The 25,683-nt window shown below is 52.9% G+C and carries 19 protein-coding genes; 9 read left to right on the forward strand and 10 right to left on the reverse strand.

Annotation, left to right across the window (positions count from 1 at the left end; all coding sequences use genetic code 11):
- Window positions 1-107: 107 nt before the first annotated feature.
- From asmA to udk, 3 genes are all read right to left on the reverse strand, one after another.
- Complete coding sequence (gene asmA / locus BEB42_RS13690) at window positions 108-1,961, reverse strand: outer membrane assembly protein AsmA (RefSeq protein WP_001252315.1); 1,854 nt, start codon at window positions 1,959-1,961, stop codon at window positions 108-110.
- Between the two features lie 21 nt (window positions 1,962-1,982).
- Window positions 1,983-2,564 carry a dCTP deaminase gene (gene dcd, locus BEB42_RS13695; protein WP_001234767.1) on the reverse strand — a complete coding sequence of 194 codons (582 nt, stop codon included), beginning with the start codon at window positions 2,562-2,564 and terminating at the stop codon, window positions 1,983-1,985.
- Between the two features lie 91 nt (window positions 2,565-2,655).
- On the reverse strand, window positions 2,656-3,297 hold the full coding sequence (udk, locus tag BEB42_RS13700) for a uridine kinase (protein ID WP_001295424.1): 642 nt from the start codon (window positions 3,295-3,297) through the stop codon (window positions 2,656-2,658).
- A gap of 316 nt (window positions 3,298-3,613) precedes the next feature.
- On the opposite strand from udk, the gene BEB42_RS13705 reads away from it, so the two are divergent.
- The gene (locus BEB42_RS13705) at window positions 3,614-6,931 is read left to right on the forward strand and encodes a diguanylate cyclase (RefSeq protein WP_000043668.1); all 3,318 of its coding nucleotides are present in this window, start codon (window positions 3,614-3,616) and stop codon (window positions 6,929-6,931) included.
- Window positions 6,932-7,040: 109 nt separating this feature from the next.
- Here the strand turns inward: BEB42_RS13705 and alkA are convergent, their stop codons facing one another.
- A complete protein-coding gene (gene alkA / locus BEB42_RS13710; protein ID WP_000288368.1) occupies window positions 7,041-7,889 on the reverse strand; it encodes a DNA-3-methyladenine glycosylase 2 in 849 nt (282 codons plus the stop codon).
- A gap of 133 nt (window positions 7,890-8,022) precedes the next feature.
- Between alkA and yegD the strand changes: the two genes are divergently transcribed.
- Window positions 8,023-9,375: a molecular chaperone gene (gene yegD, locus BEB42_RS13720; protein WP_000469726.1), complete on the forward strand. Its 1,353-nt coding sequence runs from the start codon at window positions 8,023-8,025 to the stop codon at window positions 9,373-9,375.
- A gap of 12 nt (window positions 9,376-9,387) precedes the next feature.
- On the opposite strand, the gene yegI is transcribed toward yegD, so the two are convergent.
- Window positions 9,388-11,334, reverse strand: a complete 1,947-nt coding sequence (gene yegI, locus BEB42_RS13725) for a protein kinase YegI (protein ID WP_000856093.1) — start codon at window positions 11,332-11,334, stop codon at window positions 9,388-9,390.
- A gap of 200 nt (window positions 11,335-11,534) precedes the next feature.
- Here yegI and BEB42_RS13730 point away from each other — a divergent pair, with 200 nt between their 5' ends.
- Window positions 11,535-11,996 carry a YegJ family protein gene (locus BEB42_RS13730; RefSeq protein ID WP_000722341.1) on the forward strand — a complete coding sequence of 154 codons (462 nt, stop codon included), beginning with the start codon at window positions 11,535-11,537 and terminating at the stop codon, window positions 11,994-11,996.
- A gap of 64 nt (window positions 11,997-12,060) precedes the next feature.
- On the opposite strand, the gene BEB42_RS13735 is transcribed toward BEB42_RS13730, so the two are convergent.
- From BEB42_RS13735 to BEB42_RS13750, 5 genes are all read right to left on the reverse strand, one after another.
- The gene (locus BEB42_RS13735) at window positions 12,061-12,822 is read right to left on the reverse strand and encodes a PP2C family serine/threonine-protein phosphatase (protein WP_000119083.1); all 762 of its coding nucleotides are present in this window, start codon (window positions 12,820-12,822) and stop codon (window positions 12,061-12,063) included.
- Window positions 12,819-13,478: a vWA domain-containing protein gene (locus tag BEB42_RS13740; RefSeq protein WP_000003195.1), complete on the reverse strand. Its 660-nt coding sequence runs from the start codon at window positions 13,476-13,478 to the stop codon at window positions 12,819-12,821. Before BEB42_RS13740 ends, BEB42_RS13735 begins: the two co-directional genes overlap by 4 nt.
- Before the next feature lie 217 nt (window positions 13,479-13,695).
- Window positions 13,696-13,752, reverse strand: a complete 57-nt coding sequence (locus BEB42_RS13745; RefSeq protein WP_100249772.1) for a type I toxin-antitoxin system Ibs family toxin — start codon at window positions 13,750-13,752, stop codon at window positions 13,696-13,698.
- Window positions 13,753-14,023: 271 nt separating this feature from the next.
- A complete protein-coding gene (locus BEB42_RS26255) occupies window positions 14,024-14,080 on the reverse strand; it encodes a type I toxin-antitoxin system Ibs family toxin (RefSeq protein WP_106907789.1) in 57 nt (18 codons plus the stop codon).
- A gap of 271 nt (window positions 14,081-14,351) precedes the next feature.
- Window positions 14,352-14,408 carry a type I toxin-antitoxin system Ibs family toxin gene (locus BEB42_RS13750; protein ID WP_100249771.1) on the reverse strand — a complete coding sequence of 19 codons (57 nt, stop codon included), beginning with the start codon at window positions 14,406-14,408 and terminating at the stop codon, window positions 14,352-14,354.
- A 278-nt stretch (window positions 14,409-14,686) separates the two neighbouring features.
- Between BEB42_RS13750 and mdtA the strand changes: the two genes are divergently transcribed.
- Genes mdtA through baeR form a run of 6 tightly spaced genes read left to right on the forward strand, consistent with a single transcriptional unit; the run spans window position 14,687 to window position 25,669 of the window.
- Window positions 14,687-15,934 carry a multidrug efflux RND transporter subunit MdtA gene (mdtA, locus tag BEB42_RS13755; protein ID WP_000679022.1) on the forward strand — a complete coding sequence of 416 codons (1,248 nt, stop codon included), beginning with the start codon at window positions 14,687-14,689 and terminating at the stop codon, window positions 15,932-15,934.
- Window positions 15,934-19,056: a multidrug efflux RND transporter permease subunit MdtB gene (gene mdtB / locus BEB42_RS13760; RefSeq protein WP_001197843.1), complete on the forward strand. Its 3,123-nt coding sequence runs from the start codon at window positions 15,934-15,936 to the stop codon at window positions 19,054-19,056. The genes mdtA and mdtB overlap by 1 nt, the downstream gene beginning before the upstream one ends.
- Window positions 19,057-22,134 (forward strand): multidrug efflux RND transporter permease subunit MdtC, encoded by a 3,078-nt coding sequence (gene mdtC, locus BEB42_RS13765; protein WP_105267416.1) that lies wholly within the window; start codon window positions 19,057-19,059, stop codon window positions 22,132-22,134.
- Complete coding sequence (locus tag BEB42_RS13770; RefSeq protein WP_105267417.1) at window positions 22,135-23,550, forward strand: MFS transporter; 1,416 nt, start codon at window positions 22,135-22,137, stop codon at window positions 23,548-23,550.
- Window positions 23,547-24,950, forward strand: a complete 1,404-nt coding sequence (gene baeS, locus BEB42_RS13775) for a two-component system sensor histidine kinase BaeS (protein WP_000675171.1) — start codon at window positions 23,547-23,549, stop codon at window positions 24,948-24,950. The genes BEB42_RS13770 and baeS overlap by 4 nt, the downstream gene beginning before the upstream one ends.
- On the forward strand, window positions 24,947-25,669 hold the full coding sequence (gene baeR / locus BEB42_RS13780) for a two-component system response regulator BaeR (protein WP_039021729.1): 723 nt from the start codon (window positions 24,947-24,949) through the stop codon (window positions 25,667-25,669). Before baeS ends, baeR begins: the two co-directional genes overlap by 4 nt.
- Window positions 25,670-25,683: the final 14 nt, after the last annotated feature.

Below are 25,683 nucleotides of genomic sequence, written 5' to 3' on the forward strand. Positions count from 1 at the left end.
ATCTTACTTATACAGATGATTCATATTTGCTGAAAGTAATCTACGTGATTGCCTGATGCGACGCTTACGCGTCTTATCAGGCCTACAGCATATGTCATCTGGATGACTTACATCTTCTCCAGCAACTTCTTCACATCTTTGCCATTGCGGGAATCTTTATTCCGCTCTGCCCAGTCATTCAGGCGACGTTTCGCTTCGTCCTGGAGATGTTTGCGTAGCAGCTGGTCCACTTGCAGGCTGTAATTAAGTTGCTGCCAGTTGCCATAAACCCGCAGCGGTACTGGCGTTTCTTTGAGGAAATCAATCAGTTTGCTTTCCCCGTTCCAGCCACCCACGACCCGAATATCAAACTGGGTGTCGCAGGTTTGATCTGCCAAATTCAACATGCCTTCCCCTGTCAGCGCCAGCACAGGCGATTGACCTTGCATATCGTTTAACGTCACGACGCCATCCTTCAACGTCAAATCGGTGGTAAAGCGGTCAAGACGCGTCACGTTATCGAAGTTTTCAGCGGCCTTCACATCACCACCATTACGCTCTACCGCTTGCTGAATCATCTGCTGGAAGTTCATCCCTTCCATACGTGTGTCCGTCATTTCGACATGCGCCTGTCCTTGCCAGTTGTGGCGGAATGCGTCGGCATCTATGTCAGCACCGGAGAAATCACCCGCAAGTGACATCTTTCCGGTCAACGAAATCGGATAGTTAAACGCCTTCAGAATGGTGCCAATCTCAACGTTTTCCAACCGTGGCTGGAAGATTATCCGCGGATTTATTGATGTCGCGTCCAGCGTGCCCGGCAGCGAAACCTGTCCACCGTTAAGCTTGCCCTGCAGTTGAGTAATTTCCAGCAAACCCGACTTGTTGGTCATTTGCGTGGCAACATCTGTAAAATTCATTCCGCGCCAGCGCACGTTACTGGCCTGCAACAAAATATCTGCCGCAAAGCCTTTCAGCCCCTGATACGCGGGTTCATCAATACGCGAAGAAATGACCGGGCGCGGCAATGTTGATTGGCTCTGCCCCTGCTGCGCGGCACCGTTTTCACCGTTCGCTGTTTCTTTAAGCGGGATGAGGTTGTCAAGATTCAGTTGCGGGAATTGCAGTCTCAGCTGCCATTCCGGTTTCTCTGTCAGCGTGACCTGTGCTTGCCCGCTCAGCGTACTGTCATTGGCGGTCAAACTAATTTGGTTAAATGAAAGGCGTTTATGTGACTCCTGCCACTGGGCCTGGAAACTCCCCTGCCCCTGAATACCTTGTTTTGGTAAATCGGCACCCTGCAACTGCCAGTTAATTTGTTCAATAGCCGCCGTTAAATCATGCGGATAATCAGAAGCATCTACCGTACCGTTAAGGGATATCGTGAGATCGCGCTGATCGCGATTAACCCGCCCGGAGAACTCAAATGAACCACGATGTTGGGGATCTTGTTCCATTTGCAGGCGGATATTACGGATTGTCACCTGCTCGTCATCTTCATGCTGGAACACCAGCACGCTGTCCGCCACCTTAAGACTGGATATATCAAACGACCATCCGCGATCGTCTGACAGATCCGGCAAGGTATTGTCGCGCGGTGCAACCGGGGCATCTTCGCTGCGTACCGCTTCCGTCTGCGGCGTCAGTTGGATCACTGCCCCTTTTAGCATCACCTGCTTAACGCTCAGTTGATGACTCAGCAGTGGTAAAAGCGCCACGTCCAGACGCATGTTGTCTGCGCGAACCAGTGGCTGGCTCGCGCCCTGGGCAGTGAGAGACATTCGCCCGGAGAGGATACTAAGTTGCGGCCAGACGTGCCAACGCAGTGGCCCGTCGAGCTGCAATTGATAACCGCTACGTGCAGCAACTTGCTTGACCATATAGTCGCGGAAATCATTCGGATTCACCAGCAACACTAACGCAGATAACCCGGCCACCAGCACGACCAGGAGTATCATCAGCGTCGTCAGAAATCGTCTCATGGTATCCTCAATGGGCCTGAATTAGTCTTTATCGATTCGGCTGGCTACCGCGCCCTGCTGGTTGCGATATTTCGCATCTTCACGGCGGTTGTAAGGTCGCGCCGCCGGGCCGGAAAGCGGCTCAAAGCTCAGCGCACCAATTAACATGCCCGGACGCAGCGCCAGCGGCAGCTTACCGGAGTTGTAGAACTCCAGCACAATGCAGCCAGACCAGCCCGGATCGATACGGTGCGCGGTGACGTGCACCATAAGCCCCAGACGCGCCAGTGAGGAACGACCGTCCAGCCATCCCACCAGATCGGCTGGCAGCGTCACCGACTCCAGCGTCACCGCCAGCGCCAGCTCTCCCGGATGGAGATAAAACGCCTCGCCCTCGTCGAGCACGATTTCATCGCTCATCACTCGATCGAGCGCGGCGCTCACTTCATCTTTGGGACCGCTCAGATCGATAAACGCTGCCGTGTGACCACGGAAGGTACGAAATTTATTGCCCAGGCGCACATCCACCGTCGCGCCATTAATACGCTCCACTGGCGGACGTGGGTTGATCGACAAACGGCCTTCATCAAGCCAGGCTTCAATATCTCGGTCACACAGACGCATGGCATTTTCTCCTTTCGCGCATCACTCCCTTAACGCCAATTACGTCAAGGGCATACCAGGTTATCACTGAACGGTACACAATTTATCAAGCTTATTCAAAGAACTGACTTATTTTCGCTTTCAATATATCGATGGCGATGCGGTTTTTCCCGCCGCGCGGCACGATAATGTCCGCATATTGTTTAGATGGCTCAATGAATTGCAGGAACATCGGGCGCACAGTTTTTTGATATTGCGCCATCACTGAATCCATTGAACGCCCACGCTCGTTAACATCACGCTTGATGCGGCGCATCAAGCAGATATCCAGCGGGGTATCAACGAAAATTGAGAAGTTAAGTTCGTCACGCAAACGCGCATCCGTCAGCAGCAAAATGCCTTCGAGAATGATGACTTTCTTCGGCTCAACCGTCACCGTTTCTTTCATTCGCGTATGTTCAACATAGCTGTAAACCGGCAGGTCAATTGCCGAGCCGCGTTTCAATGCTTGTAAATGCTCAAGCAGCAGGCTGTGATCCATCGCGCTGGGATGGTCGTAGTTGGTCTTAACGCGTTCTTCCATCGACAGATGGCTTTGATCTTTGTAATAGCAGTCTTCGGGAATTACGCCGATGTGTTCATCACCGACTTGCTCACGTAATTCACGATAAAGGGTACTGGCAATAAGACTCTTGCCGGAAGCCGATGCGCCAGCGATACCGATAATGACGCACTGATGAGACTGATCAGTCATATATTTAGCGACCTGATTAACCTGGATGTTAGGAAGGGGGCGACGAAGCGCCAAACGCGGCAATTATAGGGATTTCATCCGCCTGATACCAGTCGAATAGCGTTGCCGCGCGCTCAGAGTAATTGTTGACGAAGAATTCCCGGTGGCAAATTACGTTGTTCAGTTTTATGTAAGGTAAAAAATGTTATACGCAGTTGCGCAAATTATCCGCCTTTACGTCACTTTATGAGCAATTCGCATATAAAATGTAAAACTTTTGTACTAGCATAAACACAGAAACGAATACTGGCGACCTGGTCTTGCGGATAAAGCGGTAATGAGCAAACAATCACAGCATGTATTAATTGCCCTGCCCCACCCGCTGTTTCACCTGGTCAGTTTAGGTTTAGTCTCGTTTATCTTTACCCTTTTCTCGCTTGAGCTTTCGCAGTTTGGCACCCAACTCGCCCCATTGTGGTTCCCGACGTCCATCATGATGGTGGCGTTTTATCGCCATGCCGGGCGCATGTGGCCGGGGATTGCGCTGAGCTGCTCGCTGGGAAATATCGCCGCATCCATCCTGCTTTTTTCCACCAGCTCGCTGAACATGACCTGGACGACCATCAATATTGTTGAAGCCGTGGTCGGGGCAGTGCTACTGCGTAAATTGCTGCCGTGGTATAACCCCTTGCAAAATCTGGCTGACTGGCTGCGTCTGGCACTCGGCAGCGCCATTGTTCCACCTCTGTTAGGGGGTGTTCTGGTTATCCTGCTGACGCCCGGAGACGATCCTCTCAGGGCATTTTTGATATGGGTACTGTCAGAATCCATCGGCGCCCTGGCACTGGTGCCGCTGGGATTGTTATTTAAACCACACTATCTGCTGCGCCATCGCAACCCAAGGTTGCTTTTTGAGTCGCTGCTCACGTTAGCCATCACACTGACGTTAAGCTGGCTTTCGATGCTGTATCTGCCGTGGCCTTTTACTTTCATTATTGTGCTGTTGATGTGGAGCGCCGTGCGCCTGCCACGAATGGAAGCCTTTTTGATCTTCCTTACCACGGTGATGATGGTGTCACTGATGATGGCCGCTGATCCCTCCCTGCTTGCTACGCCGCGTACATACCTGATGAGCCATATGCCGTGGCTACCGTTTTTGCTGATCCTGCTGCCCGCCAACATCATGACGATGGTGATGTATGCCTTTCGTGCGGAACGCAAACACATTTCCGAAAGCGAAACCCGCTTTCGGAACGCGATGGAATATTCCGCCATCGGCATGGCATTAGTGGGCACCGAGGGGCAATGGCTGCAATCCAACAAAGCGCTCTGCCAGTTTCTCGGTTACAGTCAGGAAGAACTGCGCGGACTTACCTTTCAGCAACTGACCTGGCCGGAGGATCTCAATAAAGATCTCCAACAGGTTGAAAAGCTGATCAGCGGTGAAATAAACACCTATTCAATGGAAAAACGCTACTACAACCGCAATGGCGATGTTGTCTGGGCGTTGCTTGCCGTCTCACTGGTGCGCCACACCGATGGTACGCCGCTCTATTTTATCGCTCAGATTGAAGACATTAACGAGCTAAAACGCACCGAACAGGTGAACCAGCAACTGATGGAGCGCATCACGCTGGCTAACGAAGCTGGCGGGATTGGCATCTGGGAGTGGGAGCTGAAGCCGAATATTTTTAGTTGGGATAAGCGGATGTTTGAGTTGTATGAAATTCCTCCGCATATCAAACCGAACTGGCAGGTGTGGTACGAGTGTGTATTGCCGGAAGATCGCGCACACGCCGAAAAAGTGATTCGCGATTCGTTGCAATCACGCTCGCCCTTTAAACTGGAATTTCGCATTACCGTGAAAGACGGTATTCGCCATATCCGCGCCCTCGCCAACCGGGTACTGAATAAAGAAGGCGAAGTCGAACGCCTGCTCGGCATTAATATGGATATGACCGAAGTGAAACAGCTTAACGAGGCATTGTTTCAGGAAAAAGAGCGCCTGCACATTACGCTGGATTCCATCGGCGAAGCCGTGGTCTGTATTGATATGGCAATGAAAATTACCTTTATGAATCCGGTGGCGGAGAAGATGAGCGGCTGGACGCAGGAAGAAGCGTTAGGTGTTCCGCTCCTGACGGTGTTGCATATTACTTTTGGCGACAACGGGCCATTAATGGAGAACATTTACAGTGCCGACACCTCACGTTCTGCGATTGAACAAGATGTGGTGTTGCACTGCCGGAGCGGCGGCAGCTACGACGTGCATTACAGTATTACACCGCTAAGTACTCTGGATGGCAGCAATATTGGTTCGGTTCTGGTGATTCAGGACGTCACCGAATCACGCAAAATGTTACGGCAGCTGAGCTACAGCGCCTCCCATGATGCACTGACGCATCTCGCCAATCGCGCCAGTTTTGAGAAGCAACTACGCATCCTGCTGCAAACGGTAAACAGTACACATCAGCGACATGCCCTGGTGTTTATCGATCTTGATCGCTTTAAAGCGGTGAATGACAGCGCCGGACACGCCGCTGGCGACGCTTTGTTGCGCGAACTGGCGTCATTGATGCTGAGTATGCTGCGCTCCAGCGACGTGCTGGCGCGACTCGGTGGCGATGAATTTGGTCTGCTGCTGCCAGATTGTAATGTCGAAAGTGCGCGTTTTATCGCTACACGCATTATCAGCGCCGTGAATGACTATCACTTTATATGGGAAGGACGTGTACATCGGGTAGGTGCCAGTGCCGGGATTACCTTGATTGATGACAACAATCATCAGGCGGTTGAAGTGATGTCGCAGGCTGACATCGCCTGTTATGCCTCCAAAAATGGTGGCCGCGGCCGGGTGACAGTTTACGAACCGCAGCAAGCTGACGCACATATCGAACGGGCGGCGATGTCGATTGATGAACAGTGGCGGATGATTAAAGAGAATCAGTTGATGATGATCGCCCACGGCGTCGCTTCGCCACGGATCCCAGAAGCGCGTAATTTGTGGTTGATATCACTAAAACTCTGGGGTTGCGAAGGCGAGATTGTTGATGAACAAACATTTCGTCGTAGCTTCGGTGATCCGGCGCTTAACCATGCTCTTGACCGCCGGGTACTCCATGAATTTTTCCAGCAGACCGCAAAAGCGATTGCCAGTAAAGGCTTAAGCATCGCCCTCCCCCTTTCTGTTGCCGGTTTGAGTAGCGCCTCGCTGGTGAATGAACTGCTTGAGCAACTGGAAAATAACCCTCTACCACCACGGTTATTACATCTGATTATTCCGGCAGAAGCGGTTTTCGATCACGCAGAAAGCGTGCAAAAACTGCGGCTGGCGGGATGTCGGATAGTGCTCAGCCAGGTGGGTCGCGATCTGCAAATTTTCAACACGCTGAAAGCGAATATGGCAGATTACCTGCTACTTGACGGTGAGCTATGCGCCAGCGTGCAGGGTAATTTGATGGATGAGATGCTGATTACGATTATTCAGGGGCACGCTCAGCGACTCGGGGTGAAGACTATCGCCGGGCCAGTTGTTTTACCCTTAGTGATGGATACGCTTTCTGGCATCGGCGTTGATCTGATTTATGGTGATGTGATTGCCGATGCCCAACCGTTGGATTTGCTGGTGAATAACAGTTATTTCGCGATTAACTGAGGGAGCGTTTGCCCATTGCCTGATGCGACGCTAACGCGTCTTATCATGCCTACAAATCGCTCATTCCCCAGGCCGGATAAGGCGCTCGCACCACATCCGGCGACCAACGTCATGCTTCGTCTGGTTGCCAGCCTTCCGTATACCAGATATGCAACAGCGCATAAGAACGCCAGGGCTTCCAGCGTTCGGCATAACGGCGGATTTGTGCCGGTGTCATTCCCGGAAATCGCTGTTTAATCAGATAATCATCCGGCAGGAAAACATCTTTCGCCTGCCAACCACGTAAGGCGAAATAATTCGCCGTCCAGCGCCCGATACCCGGAAAAGTTTGCAGCGTTTTCATCGCTTGTTCTACGTCGCCCGGTATTGTCATTGGTAAGGTGCCCTCCAGCGCCGCATTTGCCAGATGAATCAGTGCCTCTGCCCGTTTCAACGGCATACCTAACGCTTTTAATGACTGCGGGTCGGCTGCAGCCAGCCGCTGAGGCGTGGGGAAGCAGACATAATCCGGAAAATCATCCAGCCGTTCGCCATAAAGCTGTGCCACTCTGGCGGTCAATTTTGCTGCCATCGCCACGCTCACCAGTTGGCCTAAAATCGCCCGCACGCCCTGCTCAAAAGCATCAACACAACCAGGTAAACGCAATCCGGGCCGCGCCGCGCCTAACTTGCCCAACGCACCGTTAACAATCTGCGGGTGACATTGCAGATCAAACAGGCGGCTCATTTTCGCCAGACACTCAGCGGCAACAGGTTCTAAACCTGCACTTAAATTTATGTGCAGAGTATGGCTGGCTATATCCGGAATAGCAGTCACCACGCCACGATGTTCACCCACCGCCAGACTACGGGCATAATAATCGTCCGCAACCGTTTCAACACCGCTCACCGCACGGGCGGCGAGAAATCCCAACATCCACGACCAGTCATATGGCGGCTGCCAGTTCAGGGTATACATCGCATCTCCTTGTTAATCCGCTTTCAGCATAAACGTTATTCAGACGCTGCGCTTTGCTTTCATATTCCGGTTGTCGCGACGGCAACATTTCGCTAAAGTCACGCCCCTTCTTCACCGGCATGGGGATTATTTCGTGTTTATTGGTTTTGATTACGGTACAGCAAACTGTTCAGTCGCGGTCATGCGTGACGGTAAACCGCAATTACTGAAAATGGAAAACGACAGCACGCTGCTGCCTTCAATGCTTTGCGCGCCAACGCGTGAAGCCGTAAGCGAATGGCTGTACCGCCATCATGATGTTCCGGCAGACGACGATGAAACGCAGGCGCTGCTGCGTCGGGCGATTCGTTATAACCGCGAAGAAGATATTGATGTTACGGCGAAAAGCGTGCAGTTCGGTCTTTCCTCATTGGCACAGTACATTGATGATCCAGAAGAAGTGTGGTTTGTGAAATCACCAAAATCGTTCCTCGGTGCCAGCGGCTTAAAACCGCAGCAGGTAGCACTGTTTGAGGATCTGGTCTGCGCAATGATGTTGCACATTCGCAAGCAGGCCCAGACACAGCTGCCAGAAGCGATTACCCAGGCGGTGATTGGTCGCCCGATCAACTTCCAGGGGCTGGGCGGCGATGAGGCAAACGCCCAGGCACAAGGGATTCTGGAGCGCGCAGCGAAGCGTGCCGGGTTTAAGGACGTGGTATTCCAGTACGAGCCGGTGGCGGCTGGGCTGGATTACGAAGCCACCTTGCAGGAAGAAAAACGCGTACTGGTGGTGGATATCGGCGGTGGTACGACTGACTGTTCTTTACTGCTAATGGGGCCACAGTGGCGTTCGCGCCTCGATCGTGAAGCCAGCCTGCTGGGTCACAGTGGTTGCCGTATTGGCGGTAACGATCTGGATATCGCACTGGCGTTTAAAAATCTGATGCCATTACTGGGCATGGGTGGCGAAACTGAAAAAGGCATCGCCCTGCCGATCCTGCCGTGGTGGAATGCGGTTGCCATCAACGATGTACCAGCGCAGAGTGATTTCTACAGTAGTGCTAACGGTCGTCTGCTTAACGACCTGGTACGCGACGCCCGCGAACCGGAGAAAGTGGCCCTGTTACAGAAAGTCTGGCGTCAGCGTTTAAGTTATCGGCTGGTACGCAGCGCGGAAGAGAGCAAAATCGCCCTTTCCAGCGCAGCAGAAACTCGTGCATCGCTGCCGTTTATCAGCGATGAACTGGCAACACTGATTAGCCAACAAGGACTGGAAAACGCCCTCAGTCAGCCGCTGGCGCGAATTCTGGAACAGGTGCAACTGGCGCTGGATAACGCCCAGGAAAAACCGGATGTCATCTATCTGACTGGTGGTAGCGCCCGATCGCCGCTGATTAAAAAAGCGCTGGCAGAACAGTTGCCGGGCATTCCGATTGCAGGCGGCGATGACTTTGGCTCCGTCACCGCCGGGCTGGCACGTTGGGCAGAAGTGGTGTTTCGTTAATTGAAAAATGGCTCAGCAGCGGCTTAAATCAGCCTGCGCCTGAGCCAGTTTCTCCGCTGCCTGACGTAATGGTTCCATCAACGGCATGGTCCGTGCAGGAGCATGAAGGCGGAATCGCTGCAACTCTGTCGCGCCGACAATCAGTGCCGATTCCAGCCGATGTCGTTTGGCGGTCATTTTCGCCATTACCGCTTGTCTGTCTGCTGGCGTTACCGCTTCATTCGGCCTGAACACAAAACGGCGTTCGCAACTCGCTTTCCAGTCGATAACCGCCTGGGTCAGATGATCACCAAACCCTTTCACTTGCTTAACACCACGACGGGTAACATCTGCTGCTGTTTCAATACCAAAAGACCGTAACGCCGCTTTACGCGCAGGGCCAACGCCGGGAATAGAGGCAGCATCAATAAAAAATCCCTCCAGAAACTTCTGCTTCTGCCGTTCCCTTGCGTTGTCCTGAAGTGCTGCCAGATCGCGCTTTTCTTCTTCCGGTAACCCAAGAATTTCGTCCTTCATTTTTTCAAGCATCGTCCGTTTGGCGATAAAACCTTCCAACCCGCCCAACTGTTGGATCTGGCTGACTAAATGGTCATAGTCCATTTTCGCACGATTAAATACCTCACGACGGTGCTGGACTTCTGCTTTGTAAGCTTTGCTTGTCAGACTGCCAATAATCCAGATAGCCGCCAGCACAGGCACCAAAATAATATAACGCGGTTCTGCCTGAAGACCGCAAAGCAACAGCGATAACGCTGACAGTGTGATCTCAATCAGAATAATGTATTCACGCCGTAACAGGCCTAAAGGAAGCGGCCTGCCAGCTGGTTGGAAATGATCGGGTAATGGTAACTGTAATGCTGGTGGTGCTACTGACGCCATCACCATCGCCCAGACTTTCGCCAGCACAAAATCACCGACGGTGGTAATCACCTCTTCGCCGAGATCAATAAAATAGATAACGCCTTGATTATCCAGCGCACACCACGGGCAGTCGGTTAAATGACAAGGGTAAACATGCATTGCTGAAACGGTACATTTCTTTAATTGTTGGCGTAGTAAATCAAGTGCCGCAACCCACGCTTTTGCCGTCGGACGCCCGGTTGCCACGCCACTTTCCGTGAATGCCTGCTGAAACATGGCTGCAACATCACCCGGTAACATCGATAGCGGAATCGATCGTGGCGGCGGTTTTAAGCCACGTCTCTGATTGTCTGACGCGTAGGCATAACGAAAATGGGCAATATCCGTCTCCAGCGCATTACCCGCATCAGAGATAAGCGGCACACCAGAATAAGGATGCCGCCCACCAAACAAGACGTGAAATATCAGCAACGCAAGGCCAAAATTATCGTGATTTTCTGTGCGTTCAAAGCCAACAAATGACGACAAGGTTTGCAGCTCTGGCGGCGTAAAATGCGACACGCCGACTTCGCATAAATGCAGTGTGCCATTGGCGTTAATCTGAAAGGAGTCGCTATCAATCAACGCCACTTTGCTGTCACGGCCTACCATAAAGCTGTTCTGGTTTACGTCACCCACGACATGCCCGTGCTCATGAACCGTAGCAAAAGATGAAGCAATATTGCGCGCAACATAGAGGAGAAAATCCCACGCACAATGAGGGTAACTCTGGCGACGATGTGCCGGGCTATAGATCATATGAATCGGTTCTTTACCAGAAACTTTTGGCATCATAAAACCGATAACCTTCCCACCTCGTCCACTATGAAGCGTTGCTTGCGGCCAGGCGACATAATTCAGCAACTGCGCGTCAGCTGTCGCAGCCATAAAGGCAAGTTTGTCCTGTTTTAAGGCGGGTGGCGGCGTGTGATAAATCTTGGCAACGCTATCGACAAACTCCTCGATATCATAAACCGCGCCTTCGCCGCCTTTGCCCAGTTCACGCCCGAGAGTGGTCAATTCACCTGTCGATGTAAATACTTTTATATTTGTCTTCATAATGTTTCAAGGGCAGTCATATTATATTTCAATGAATAATAACACTGCCCATTATAATTATTTCTATATTGGAAGAGTCCCACTCAAGAATAAAAATGATAATGCAATTTCATCAGGATACAATTCAATTCCAACCTGATAATGATTCACTTCCACAGGTTTTTTGCTAACTTTTACTACACAGGGATTCTGGAGAAAAAATGAAAAAGATATTACTTATGTTGTGTCTGCTATTTTTTACTACCGCAAGCTATTGTGAGATTTCGGATACGTTAGTGACAGGAGGTTATGATAAAAAGGCGATGTCTGACGCCATTCAACATGCGCGGAAAGAAACCGATCAATTCATCGAAGTTATGAATAAAAAAGATGCTGATACTTTCGCAGTCAAAGCCCCGATAACCGATCGCGGAGAAACCGAGCATTTCTGGCTCACGGATGTCACTTATTCTAACGGCATGTTTATTGGTATAATAAGCAATGACCCTGGTATTGTTACAAACGTAGAATATGGCCAGGAGTGGAAAATCAAGAAAGAAGATATTTCAGACTGGATGTATACGCGCGGGGATAAAATTTACGGTGGTTATACCATTGATCCTTTATTGGTCACCTATCCAAAAGAAGAAGCCGACGAGCTAAGAGCAAAATTAGTTCGCTAGCCAGCCATTATATTGATTGCTTAAACTGGCGGTTGAACCGTTGTCTTCAACCGCCATGCGATGTTTATTCTGTCCACATAGCCAGTGCTAACGTTTTATCATCATCGGTACGCTCGTTTACCGCTGGGCTGGACAAAAACTGCTTTAACAATTCAGGTAATAAATCGAGTTGTTCCTGCGTTGCTGACGCCAGTCCATTGAAAAACGGGGTAAAGAAAGGCACATGCGGAGAATTATCCAGCATATTTAACGCCAGTCTCTGAATACCATCCGTAAATGCTGCAACTCTATGCGCACGCTCAGTGCTGGTGAAAATTTCCAGTCTGGAAACGGCATCTTCATCGGTAATGAAATGCGTCATGTTGGCATATTCACCCACCATCGGCGTGAGCGGCAATTGCAAACCGTGCCCCAAATCTACGACCACGCCACCATCGCCAATCTGCATAATCAATGTGCCGTTAGGCGATGAAATCAGTCCCAGAAATGTGCAGGCAAAATCGCGAACCGCTAATTCTTTGGCCTCTGCCTCGGCAAAAAGTCGCTGACGAATAGTCAGTACAATATCCGTGGCGAGGACATCATTAAGCTCCAATTCCCCACCCTGCACTTTTTGCGATATATAAGCCATCGCTTCATTGACGGCAAGCTTCGCACCTTCGCCTCCCTGCGAGACGCTGCCTGCGCCATCAGCGACAAATACCGACAATAATGGCTGCTGGTCTTCTAGCCAGGCAACCTGCATCTGGCAGGCATCCTGGCAAGACAAGTCAGCGCTGATGTGCGACGTTCCAACGGCTGATGCATAGACCAGACGCCAGCTCACACTGACGTCCAGCCTTTTGGCGCTTCCAGTACAACTTCCGTTCCCGGCGTGGAGCGGGAAACCGAACGCAGCGAACTGGATAACCAGCTAAACAGTTCGCGGAATTGTAATCCTTGAAGAGGCAAAGGCTGACGAACGCTGATTTGGGCCAGCGTCTTCATATCCGCCCCCTGAACACCGATGGAAAAGAAGGCAAACTTCTTATCTTCTTCCCCCTGAAACACCTTGTTGGCAGCAGCCTGCCACTCATCGGTTGGTGCACCATCAGTGATCATGAAAATCCACGGACGATAATAGGAAATACCATTGGCGCGATACTCACGTTTGCGCTCCTCAACCATATTCAGGGCTTTGGTAATGGCGGCCCCCATTGGTGTATCTCCCTGGGCAAACAGGATGGGCGGGAAAAAATTAGCGGCGCTGGTAAATGGTTGTTCCACATGCACCGGGCCGAACGTCACAATACCGAGTTCCACTCTTTTTAAGGCCAGCGAATCGGCAAGCAGCTCATCGCGAAAGGTAACCAATCCGGCGTTAAGTTCATTAATAGGTCTACCACTCATCGAACCAGAAACATCCAACAGCAAAATGCAGGGGCAACGTGGTTCCGGGTTACTGGCAAAATCGCTGGTGGCAAACGTGATTTGTTCGCTCATAAGAAATCCTTTCTTAGAGAATTATTGAGGTCCGGTATCATACCGACTGCAATAATGAAATAAGAGCAGGCAAAGCAACTTTCAGAATTCGGCCCATAAGCGCAGAGGGTTTTGCTATTCGCCCCGCAAGAACGTGGACTTACAGATTGACAATAAGGGTGGAGTAACATAACTTCAGGAGTGAGGGTAGAGCGGGGTTTCCCCCGCCCTGGTAGTCTTAGTAAGCTGGCCAGCTAATAACTAAGAGCACCACGATGATGAGTAGCTTCATCATGACCCTTTCCTTATTTAAGGCCCCTTCCTCGGAAGGGGCTTTCCCGTTTCAGCGTCCCGCTGAAATCGGCGGCCTACCTCCTTTCGCCATGCAAGCAGTCTATCGCTAACTTGCAGATAAAATAGTTTCACATGTGATTATTGCGTAACGTCTCGCAAAGAATATTTGCTGGCAGGATCGCAGACTACAAAGCCTGCGGATTGACAATCTGATTGTGAAGGCATACTTTCAGGAGTGAGGGTTGAGCGGGGTTTCCCCCGCCCTGGTAGTCTTAGTAAGCCGGTAAGCTAATGACTAAGAGCACCACGATGATGATCCACTTCATCATGACCCTTTCCTTATTTAAGGCCCCTTCCTCGGGAGGGGCTTTCCCGTTTCAGCGTCCCGCTGAAATCATCGGCTTACCTCCTTTCGCCCTGAATGCAGTCTATCGCTAACGCGTAGATAAAATAGTTTCATCTGTGATTATTGCGTAACGACTCGCAAAGAATATTTGCTGGCAGGATCGCAGACTGCAAAGCCTGCGGATTGACATTCTGACCGTGAAGGCATATTTTCAGGAGTGAGGGTAGAGCGGGGTTTTCCCCGCCCTGGTAGTCTTAGTAAGCTGGGTAGCTAACGACTAAGAGCACCACGATGATGAGTATCTTCATCATGACCCTTTCCTTATTTAAGGCCCCTTCCTCGGGAGGGGCTTTCCCGTTTCAGCGTCCCGCTGAAATCGTCGGCCTACCTCCTTTTGCCCTGAATGCAGTCTATCGCTAACGCGTAGATAAAATAGTTTCCTGTGTTATTACTGGATGCGTGCTCGCAAAAGTGCCCGTCATTCAGACGATTCCCGACAGTGTTTCATAATTCCTCCATTTTTCTCCCTTATTGGCTGGCTACACTAGTATCATTCCGCGAAACGTTTCAGGAAGAGAAACTCTTAACGATGAAAGGCAGTTATAAATCCCGTTGGGTAATCGTAATCGTGGTGGTTATCGCCGCCATCGCCGCTTTCTGGTTCTGGCAAGGCCGCAATGAATCCCAGAGCGCAGCGCCAGGTGCGACGAAGCAAGCACAGCAGTCGCCAGCCGGTGGCCGCCGTGGTATGCGTTCCGGCCCATTGGCCCCGGTTCAGGCAGCAACTGCCGTGGAACAGGCGGTTCCGCGTTACCTCACCGGGCTTGGTACGATTACCGCTGCTAACACCGTTACGGTGCGCAGTCGCGTAGATGGTCAACTGATGGCATTACATTTCCAGGAGGGTCAGCAGGTCAAAGCAGGCGATTTACTGGCAGAAATTGACCCCAGCCAGTTCAAAGTTGCATTAGCACAAGCTCAGGGGCAACTGGCAAAAGATAAAGCCACACTAGCCAACGCCCGCCGTGATTTAGCGCGTTATCAGCAACTGGCAAAAACCAATCTCGTCTCCCGTCAGGAATTGGATGCCCAACAGGCGCTGGTCAGTGAAACCGAAGGTACCATTAAGGCTGATGAAGCGAGCGTCGCCAGCGCACAGCTGCAACTCGACTGGAGCCGCATCACCGCACCAGTCGATGGTCGCGTTGGTCTCAAGCAGGTTGATGTTGGTAACCAAATCTCCAGTGGTGATACCACCGGGATTGTGGTGATCACCCAGACGCATCCTATCGATTTGCTCTTTACCCTGCCGGAAAGCGATATCGCTACCGTAGTACAGGCGCAAAAAGCCGGAAAACCGCTGGTTGTTGAAGCCTGGGATCGCACCAACTCGAAGAAATTAAGTGAAGGCACGCTGTTAAGTCTCGATAACCAAATCGATGCCACTACCGGTACGATTAAAGTGAAAGCACGCTTTAATAATCAGGATGATGCGCTGTTTCCCAATCAGTTTGTTAACGCGCGCATGTTAGTCGACACCGAACAAAACGCCGTGGTGATCCCCACCGCCGCCCTGCAAATGGGCAACGAAGGCCATTTTGTCTGGGTGCTGAATAGCGAAAACAAGGTCAGCAAACATCTGGTGACGCCGGGCATTCAGGACAGTCAGAAAGTGGTGATCCGCGCAGGTATTTCTGCAGGCGACCGCGTAGTGACGGATGGCATTGATCGTCTGACCGAAGGGGCGAAAGTGGAAGTGGTTGAAGCTCAAAGCGCCACCACTTCGGAAGAGAAAGCCACCAGCCGCGAATACGCGAAAAAAGGAGCACGCTCCTGATGCAGGTGTTACCCCCGAGCAGCACAGGCGGCCCGTCGCGCCTGTTTATTATGCGTCCTGTCGCCACTACGCTGCTGATGGTGGCGATCTTACTCGCCGGGATTATCGGTTATCGTGCCCTGCCCGTTTCGGCGCTGCCGGAAGTGGACTATCCAACCATTCAGGTGGTCACCCTCTACCCAGGTGCCAGCCCGGATGTCATGACCTCTGCCGTTACCGCACCGCTCGAACGCCAGTTCGGGCAGATGTCCGGCCTGAAACAGATGTCGTCGCAAAGTTCCGGCGGCGCGTCAGTTATCACTTTGCAGTTCCAGCTAACATTACCGCTGGATGTCGCCGAGCAGGAAGTGCAGGCCGCGATTAACGCTGCGACCAACTTGTTGCCGAGCGATCTGCCTAACCCGCCGGTTTACAGCAAAGTGAACCCGGCAGATCCGCCAATCATGACGCTTGCCGTCACCTCAACCGCCATGCCGATGACCCAAGTGGAAGATATGGTGGAAACCCGCGTCGCGCAGAAGATCTCGCAGATTTCCGGCGTCGGGCTGGTGACGCTTTCCGGCGGTCAGCGTCCGGCTGTTCGCGTCAAACTTAACGCCCAGGCGATTGCCGCCCTCGGCCTGACCAGCGAAACCGTGCGCACCGCCATTACCGGCGCTAACGTTAACTCGGCTAAAGGTAGCCTCGACGGCCCTTCCCGCGCGGTCACGCTTTCCGCGAACGACCAGATGCAATCTGCGGATGAATATCGCCAGTTGATTATCGCCTACCAGAACGGCGCGCCGATTCGTCTTGGTGATGTCGCAACCGTTGAACAAGGCGCAGAAAACAATTGGCTTGGCGCATGGGCGAACAAAGAACAGGCCATTGTGATGAATGTTCAGCGCCAGCCCGGTGCTAACATTATCTCTACCGCCGACAGCATTCGGCAGATGCTGCCACAGCTTACCGAGAGTCTGCCGAAATCGGTAAAAGTGACGGTACTTTCCGATCGCACTACCAATATCCGCGCATCAGTCGACGATACCCAGTTTGAACTGATGATGGCTATCGCGCTGGTAGTCATGATTATCTACCTGTTTCTGCGCAATATTCCGGCGACCATCATTCCTGGCGTCGCCGTGCCGCTGTCGTTAATCGGCACCTTCGCGGTCATGGTGTTTCTCGATTTTTCGATCAATAACCTGACGCTGATGGCGTTAACCATCGCCACCGGATTCGTTGTCGACGACGCCATCGTGGTGATCGAAAACATTTCCCGCTATATCGAAAAAGGCGAAAAACCACTGGCAGCGGCGCTCAAGGGCGCAGGTGAAATCGGTTTTACCATTATCTCACTGACTTTCTCTCTGATTGCAGTGCTGATCCCGCTGCTGTTTATGGGCGATATCGTCGGGCGACTGTTCCGCGAATTTGCCATTACCCTGGCGGTAGCGATTTTGATCTCAGCCGTGGTGTCGCTGACCCTGACACCGATGATGTGCGCGCGGATGCTCAGCCAGGAGTCGCTGCGTAAACAGAACCGCTTCTCCCGGGCCTCGGAAAAAATGTTCGACAGGATAATTGCCGCCTATGGTCGTGGACTGGCGAAAGTGCTGAATCATCCGTGGCTGACTTTAAGCGTAGCGCTCAGCACGCTGCTGCTTAGCGTTCTCTTATGGGTGTTCATTCCGAAAGGTTTCTTCCCGGTACAGGACAACGGCATTATTCAGGGCACCTTGCAGGCACCGCAATCCAGCTCCTTTGCCAATATGGCCCAGCGGCAACGTCAGGTCGCTGATGTGATTTTGCAGGACCCGGCGGTGCAAAGCCTGACCTCATTTGTTGGCGTTGATGGTACTAACCCGTCGCTGAACAGTGCGCGTTTACAGATCAACCTCAAACCGTTGGATGAACGTGATGATCGGGTGCAAAAAGTCATCGCCCGTTTGCAAACGGCAGTAGATAAAGTGCCGGGTGTCGATCTCTTCCTTCAACCAACGCAGGATCTGACTATCGATACTCAGGTCAGCCGCACCCAGTACCAGTTTACCTTGCAGGCCACATCGCTGGATGCGCTCAGCACCTGGGTGCCGCAACTCGTGGAAAAACTCCAGCAGCTGCCACAGCTTTCTGATGTCTCCAGCGACTGGCAGGACCAAGGGCTGGTGGCGTATGTCAACGTTGATCGCGACAGCGCCAGCCGTCTGGGGATCAGCATGGCGGACGTCGATAACGCCCTGTACAACGCGTTTGGTCAGCGACTGATTTCCACCATTTATACTCAGGCTAACCAGTATCGCGTGGTGCTGGAGCACAATACCGAAAATACCCCAGGCCTCGCGGCGCTGGATACTATCCGCCTGACCAGCAGCGACGGTGGCGTGGTGCCGCTAAGCTCAATTGCCAAAATTGAGCAGCGTTTTGCGCCGCTCTCCATCAACCATCTGGATCAGTTCCCGGTAACGACCATCTCCTTTAACGTGCCGGATAACTATTCTCTCGGTGATGCGGTGCAGGCGATTATGGACACCGAAAAGACGCTGAATCTGCCGGTGGATATCACCACACAATTCCAGGGCAGCACCCTCGCCTTCCAGTCGGCATTGGGCAGCACTGTCTGGCTGATTGTCGCAGCGGTGGTGGCGATGTATATCGTGCTCGGCATTCTGTACGAGAGCTTTATCCACCCGATCACCATTCTCTCGACGTTGCCAACGGCAGGTGTTGGCGCACTGCTGGCGCTAATGATTGCCGGAAGTGAGCTGGATGTGATCGCCATCATCGGCATTATTTTGCTGATCGGTATTGTGAAGAAAAACGCCATCATGATGATCGACTTCGCGCTGGCTGCCGAGCGCGAGCAAGGCATGTCGCCGCGCGATGCAATTTACCAGGCCTGTCTGTTGCGTTTTCGTCCGATCCTGATGACCACTCTGGCGGCTCTGCTTGGCGCGTTGCCGCTGATGTTAAGTACCGGGGTCGGCGCGGAACTGCGTCGTCCGTTAGGTATCGGCATGGTCGGCGGTCTGATAGTCAGCCAGGTGCTGACGCTGTTTACCACGCCGGTGATTTATTTGCTGTTCGACCGCCTGGCATTGTGGACCAAAAGCCGCTTTGCTCGTCATGAAGAGGAGGCGTAAGTGAAGTTTTTTGCCCTCTTCATTTACCGCCCGGTGGCGACGATTTTACTGTCGGTTGCCATTACCCTGTGCGGCATACTGGGCTTCCGTATGCTGCCGGTCGCCCCGCTGCCGCAGGTCGATTTTCCGGTGATCATGGTCAGCGCCTCGCTGCCCGGTGCATCGCCGGAGACAATGGCGTCTTCCGTCGCCACGCCGCTGGAGCGCTCACTTGGGCGCATCGCCGGGGTCAGTGAAATGACCTCCAGCAGTTCGCTTGGCAGCACGCGTATTATTTTGCAGTTTGATTTTGACCGGGATATCAACGGCGCGGCGCGCGATGTGCAGGCGGCGATCAACGCCGCGCAAAGTTTGCTGCCCAGCGGAATGCCAAGCCGTCCGACCTATCGCAAAGCGAATCCTTCGGATGCGCCAATTATGATCCTGACGCTGACATCCGATACTTATTCGCAGGGTGAACTGTACGATTTCGCCTCGACGCAACTGGCTCCGACAATTTCGCAAATCGACGGTGTCGGTGATGTCGATGTCGGCGGCAGCTCGTTGCCCGCTGTGCGCGTTGGGCTGAACCCGCAGGCGCTATTTAATCAGGGCGTGTCGCTGGACGACGTACGCACTGCCATCAGCAATGCCAACGTGCGTAAACCGCAGGGGGCGCTGGAAGATGGCACTCACCGCTGGCAGATCCAGACTAACGATGAACTGAAAACCGCCGCTGAATATCAGCCGCTGATTATTCATTACAACAACGGCGGCGCGGTTCGTCTGGGCGATGTAGCGACGGTGACCGACTCAGTGCAGGATGTGCGCAACGCCGGGATGACCAACGCCAAACCGGCTATTTTGCTGATGATCCGCAAGCTGCCGGAAGCCAATATTATCCAGACGGTTGACAGCATCCGGGCAAAATTACCGGAGTTGCAGGAGACCATTCCGGCGGCGATTGATCTGCAAATTGCCCAGGATCGCTCCCCCACCATTCGCGCCTCGCTGGAAGAAGTCGAGCAAACGCTGATTATCTCGGTGGCACTGGTGATTCTGGTGGTCTTTTTATTCCTGCGCTCGGGTCGCGCCACAATTATTCCCGCCGTTGCGGTGCCGGTTTCGCTGATTGGTACGTTTGCGGCGATGTACCTGTGCGGTTTCAGTCTCAATAATCTTTCGTTAATGGCGCTCACCATCGCTACTGGTTTCGTGGTGGATGACGCCATCGTAGTGCTGGAAAACATTGCCCGTCATCTGGAAGCGGGGATGAAACCGCTACAGGCCGCGCTGCAAGGTACTCGCGAAGTCGGCTTTACGGTACTGTCGATGAGTCTGTCACTGGTGGCGGTGTTCCTGCCGCTGCTGTTGATGGGCGGATTGCCGGGCCGACTGTTACGCGAATTTGCCGTGACGCTTTCTGTCGCCATTGGTATTTCGTTGCTGGTTTCCCTGACGTTAACGCCGATGATGTGCGGCTGGATGCTAAAAGCCAGCAAGCCGCGCGAGCAAAAGCGTCTGCGTGGTTTTGGTCGCATGTTGGTAGCCCTGCAACAAAGCTACGGCAAGTCACTGAAATGGGTGCTTAATCATACCCGTCTGGTGGGCGTGGTGCTGCTTGGCACCATTGCTTTGAATATCTGGCTGTATATCTCGATCCCGAAAACCTTCTTCCCGGAGCAGGACACCGGCGTGTTGATGGGCGGGATACAGGCGGATCAGAGTATTTCGTTTCAGGCGATGCGTGGTAAGTTGCAGGATTTTATGAAAATTATCCGTGACGATCCGGCAGTGGATAATGTCACCGGCTTTACCGGTGGCTCGCGGGTGAACAGTGGGATGATGTTTATCACTCTCAAACCGCGCGACGAGCGCAGCGAAACGGCGCAGCAAATTATCGACCGTCTGCGGGTGAAGCTGGCGAAAGAACCGGGGGCGAATCTGTTCCTGATGGCGGTACAGGATATTCGCGTTGGCGGACGTCAGTCGAACGCCAGTTACCAGTATACGTTGCTCTCCGACGACCTGGCGGCGCTGCGCGAATGGGAGCCGAAAATCCGCAAAAAACTGGCGACATTGCCGGAACTGGCGGACGTGAATTCCGACCAGCAGGATAACGGCGCGGAGATGAATCTGGTTTACGACCGCGATACCATGGCACGGCTGGGAATCGACGTGCAGGCCGCCAACAGCCTGTTGAATAACGCCTTCGGTCAGCGGCAAATCTCGACCATTTACCAGCCCATGAACCAGTATAAAGTGGTGATGGAAGTGGATCCGCGCTATACCCAGGACATCAGTGCACTGGAAAAAATGTTTGTCATTAATAACGAAGGAAAAGCGATCCCTCTGTCATATTTCGCTAAATGGCAACCGGCGAATGCCCCGCTGTCGGTGAATCATCAGGGATTATCGGCGGCCTCGACCATCTCGTTCAACTTGCCGACCGGAAAATCGCTCTCGGACGCCAGTGCGGCGATTGACCGCGCAATGACCCAGCTAGGTGTGCCTTCGACGGTGCGCGGCAGTTTTGCCGGAACAGCGCAGGTATTCCAGGAGACGATGAACTCGCAGGTGATCCTGATTATCGCAGCCATCGCCACGGTGTATATCGTGCTGGGTATCCTTTACGAGAGTTACGTGCATCCACTGACGATTCTCTCCACCCTGCCCTCGGCGGGCGTTGGAGCGCTGTTGGCGCTGGAGCTGTTCAATGCCCCGTTCAGCCTAATCGCCCTGATAGGGATCATGCTATTAATCGGCATCGTGAAGAAAAACGCCATTATGATGGTCGATTTTGCGCTCGAAGCCCAACGGCACGGTAACCTGACGCCGCAGGAAGCTATTTTCCAGGCCTGTCTGCTGCGTTTTCGCCCGATTATGATGACTACCCTGGCGGCGCTGTTTGGTGCGCTGCCGTTGGTATTGTCGGGCGGTGACGGCTCGGAGCTGCGCCAACCCCTGGGGATCACCATTGTCGGAGGTCTGGTAATGAGCCAGCTTCTGACGCTGTATACCACGCCAGTGGTGTATCTCTTTTTTGACCGTCTGCGGCTGCGTTTTTCGCGTAAACCTAAACAAACGGTAACCGAGTAAATGACAGATCTTCCCGACAGCACCCGCTGGCAATTGTGGATTGTGGCTTTCGGCTTCTTTATGCAGTCGCTGGACACCACCATCGTAAACACCGCCCTTCCCTCAATGGCGCAAAGCCTTGGGGAAAGTCCGTTGCATATGCACATGGTCATCGTATCTTATGTGCTGACCGTGGCGGTGATGCTGCCCGCCAGCGGCTGGCTGGCGGACAAAGTCGGCGTACGCAATATCTTCTTTACCGCCATCGTGCTGTTTACCCTCGGTTCGCTGTTTTGCGCGCTTTCTGCCACGCTAAACGAACTGTTGCTGGCACGCGCGTTACAGGGCGTTGGCGGCGCGATGATGGTGCCGGTCGGCAGGCTTACGGTGATGAAAATTGTACCGCGCGAGCAATATATGGCGGCGATGACCTTTGTTACGCTACCCGGTCAGGTCGGCCCACTATTGGGTCCGGCGCTCGGCGGCCTGCTGGTGGAATACGCGTCCTGGCACTGGATCTTTTTGATCAACATTCCGGCAGGGATTATCGGTGCGATCGCCACGCTGATGTTAATGCCAAACTACACCATGCAGACGCGGCGTTTCGATCTCTCCGGTTTTTTATTGCTGGCGGTCGGCATGGCGGTATTAACGCTGGCGCTGGATGGCAGTAAAGGCACGGGACTTTCACCGCTGGCGATTGCCGGACTGGCAGCGATTGGCGTGGTGGCACTGGTGCTTTATCTGCTGCACGCCAGAAACAACAACCGCGCCCTGTTCAGTCTGAAACTGTTCCGCACCCGTACCTTTTCGCTGGGCCTGGCGGGGAGCTTTGCCGGACGTATCGGCAGTGGCATGTTGCCCTTTATGACACCGGTTTTCTTACAGATTGGCCTCGGTTTCTCGCCGTTCCATGCCGGACTGATGATGATCCCGATGGTGCTCGGCAGCATGGGAATGAAGCGAATTGTAGTGCAAGTGGTGAATCGCTTTGGCTACCGTCGGGTACTGGTGGCGACCACGCTGGGCCTGTCGCTGGTCACCCTGCTGTTTATGACTACCGCTCTGCTGGGCTGGTACTACGTTTTGCCGTTCGTCCTGTTTTTACAAGGAATGGTCAACTCGACACGTTTCTCCTCCATGAACACCCTGACGCTGAAAGATCTACCAGACAATCTGGCGAGCAGCGGCAACAGCCTGCTGTCGATGATTATGCAATTGTCGATGAGTATCGGCGTCACCATCGCCGGGCTGTTGCTGGGGCTTTTTGGTTCACAGCATGTCAGTGTAGACAGCAGCACCACACAAACCGTCTTTATGTACACCTGGCTTAGCATGGCGTTTATCATCGCCCTTCCGGCGTTTGTCTTTGCCAGAGTGCCGAACGATACGCATCAAAATGTCGCTATTTCGCGGCGAAAAAGGAGCGCGCAATGAAATTCTGGCGACCCGGTATTACCGGCAAACTGTTTCTGGCGATTTTCGCCACCTGCATTGTCTTATTGATCACGATGCACTGGGCGGTACGTATCAGTTTTGAGCGCGGCTTTATCGATTACATCAAGCATGGAAATGAACAACGGCTGCAAATGCTCGGCGATGCGCTTGGTGAGCAGTACGCCCAGCACGGGAACTGGCGCTTCCTGCGTAATAACGATCGCTTTGTATTTCAGATCCTACGTTCGCTGGAGCATGATAACAACGAAGATAAGCCCGGCCCCGGTATGCCGCCACACGGTTGGCGCACGCAATTCTGGGTGGTTGATCAAAACAACAAAGTGCTGGTTGGCCCGCGAGCACCGATTCCACCAGACGGCACACGGCGGCCCATTATGGTCAATGGGGCGGAAGTGGGTGCGGTGATCGCCTCCCCTGTTGAACGACTGACCCGCAATACCGACATCAATTTTGACAGACAACAGAGGCAAACCAGTTGGCTGATTGTCGCTTTATCTACCTTGTTAGCGGCGCTGGCGACATTCCCACTGGCGCGCGGTTTGCTGGCTCCGGTCAAACGACTGGTGGACGGTACACACAAACTGGCAGCGGGCGATTTCACTACTCGCGTGACGCCCACCAGTGAAGATGAATTGGGCAAACTGGCGCAAGACTTCAACCAGCTCGCCAGCACGCTGGAGAAAAACCAACAGATGCGCCGCGATTTTATGGCCGATATCTCCCACGAGCTGCGCACGCCTTTAGCGGTACTGCGCGGCGAACTGGAAGCTATTCAGGATGGCGTGCGTAAATTCACGCCGGAGACGGTGGCTTCTTTACAGGCAGAGGTCGGTACACTGACCAAACTGGTGGATGATCTTCATCAATTGTCGATGTCTGATGAAGGCGCTCTCGCCTACCAGAAATCGTCGGTGGATCTGATCCCGCTACTGGAAGTCGCGGGTGGCGCATTTCGTGAGCGTTTCGCCAGCCGCGGGCTGAAACTGAAATTTTCCCTGCCAGACAGCATTACCGTATTTGGCGATCGCGATCGTTTAATGCAGTTGTTCAATAACTTACTGGAAAACAGCCTGCGCTATACCGACAGCGGCGGCAGCCTGCATATCTCTGCCGAGCAACATGACAAAACGGTGCGCCTGACCTTTGCCGACAGTGCACCGGGCGTTAGTGACGATCAACTGCAAAAATTGTTTGAGCGTTTTTATCGCACCGAAGGTTCCCGCAACCGTGCCAGCGGCGGTTCCGGCCTGGGGCTGGCGATTTGTCTTAACATTGTTGAAGCACATAATGGTCGCATTGTTGCCGCTCATTCGCCTTTTGGCGGGGTAAGCATTACAGTAGAGTTACCGCTGGAACGGGATTTACAGAGAGAAGTATGACCGAGTTACCAATCGACGAAAACACGCCACGTATTTTGATCGTGGAAGATGAACCGAAGCTGGGGCAGTTGCTTATTGATTATCTGCTTGCTGCGAGCTATGCGCCGACGCTTATCAGCCACGGCGATCAGGTACTGCCATATGTGCGCCAGACACCACCGGATCTGATCCTGTTGGATCTGATGCTCCCTGGCACCGATGGCCTGACGTTGTGTCGGGAAATTCGTCGTTTTTCTGACATTCCGATCGTGATGGTGACAGCAAAAATCGAAGAGATCGACCGCCTGCTCGGGCTGGAGATTGGCGCAGATGATTATATCTGTAAGCCGTACAGTCCACGGGAAGTGGTAGCGCGCGTCAAAACCATTTTGCGCCGTTGCAAACCGCAGCGCGAGTTGCAGCAACAGGATGCTGAAAGCCCGTTGATTATCGACGAAGGTCGTTTTCAGGCTTCATGGCGCGGTAAAATGCTTGACCTGACGCCTGCGGAATTTCGTCTGCTGAAAACACTCTCTCATGAACCAGGAAAAGTGTTCTCCCGCGAGCAGTTGTTGAACCACCTTTATGACGACTACCGCGTAGTAACTGACCGCACCATCGACAGCCACATTAAAAACCTGCGTCGCAAGCTGGAAGCTCTGGACGAAGAGCAGTCTTTTATCCGCGCCGTCTACGGTGTCGGTTATCGCTGGGAAGCCGACGCCTGCCGCATCGTTTAACATTTTTACCTGCC

It is taken from the genome of Escherichia sp. MOD1-EC5990 (genome assembly GCF_002965285.1).
In the GTDB taxonomy this organism is placed as follows: domain Bacteria; phylum Pseudomonadota; class Gammaproteobacteria; order Enterobacterales; family Enterobacteriaceae; genus Escherichia; species Escherichia coli_F.

Coding starts and splice junctions, on each gene's coding strand:
- yegI (WP_000856093.1), bottom strand. CDS start 11,334: ATGAAGACAAATATAAAAGTATTTACATCGACAGGTGAATTGACCACT.
- alkA (WP_000288368.1), bottom strand. CDS start 7,889: ATGTATACCCTGAACTGGCAGCCGCCATATGACTGGTCGTGGATGTTG.
- BEB42_RS13730 (WP_000722341.1), top strand. CDS start 11,535: ATGAAAAAGATATTACTTATGTTGTGTCTGCTATTTTTTACTACCGCA.
- mdtA (WP_000679022.1), top strand. CDS start 14,687: ATGAAAGGCAGTTATAAATCCCGTTGGGTAATCGTAATCGTGGTGGTT.
- BEB42_RS13705 (WP_000043668.1), top strand. CDS start 3,614: ATGAGCAAACAATCACAGCATGTATTAATTGCCCTGCCCCACCCGCTG.
- mdtB (WP_001197843.1), top strand. CDS start 15,934: ATGCAGGTGTTACCCCCGAGCAGCACAGGCGGCCCGTCGCGCCTGTTT.
- udk (WP_001295424.1), bottom strand. CDS start 3,297: ATGACTGATCAGTCTCATCAGTGCGTCATTATCGGTATCGCTGGCGCA.
- BEB42_RS13770 (WP_105267417.1), top strand. CDS start 22,135: ATGACAGATCTTCCCGACAGCACCCGCTGGCAATTGTGGATTGTGGCT.
- dcd (WP_001234767.1), bottom strand. CDS start 2,564: ATGCGTCTGTGTGACCGAGATATTGAAGCCTGGCTTGATGAAGGCCGT.
- BEB42_RS13740 (WP_000003195.1), bottom strand. CDS start 13,478: ATGAGCGAACAAATCACGTTTGCCACCAGCGATTTTGCCAGTAACCCG.
- baeS (WP_000675171.1), top strand. CDS start 23,547: ATGAAATTCTGGCGACCCGGTATTACCGGCAAACTGTTTCTGGCGATT.
- baeR (WP_039021729.1), top strand. CDS start 24,947: ATGACCGAGTTACCAATCGACGAAAACACGCCACGTATTTTGATCGTG.
- asmA (WP_001252315.1), bottom strand. CDS start 1,961: ATGAGACGATTTCTGACGACGCTGATGATACTCCTGGTCGTGCTGGTG.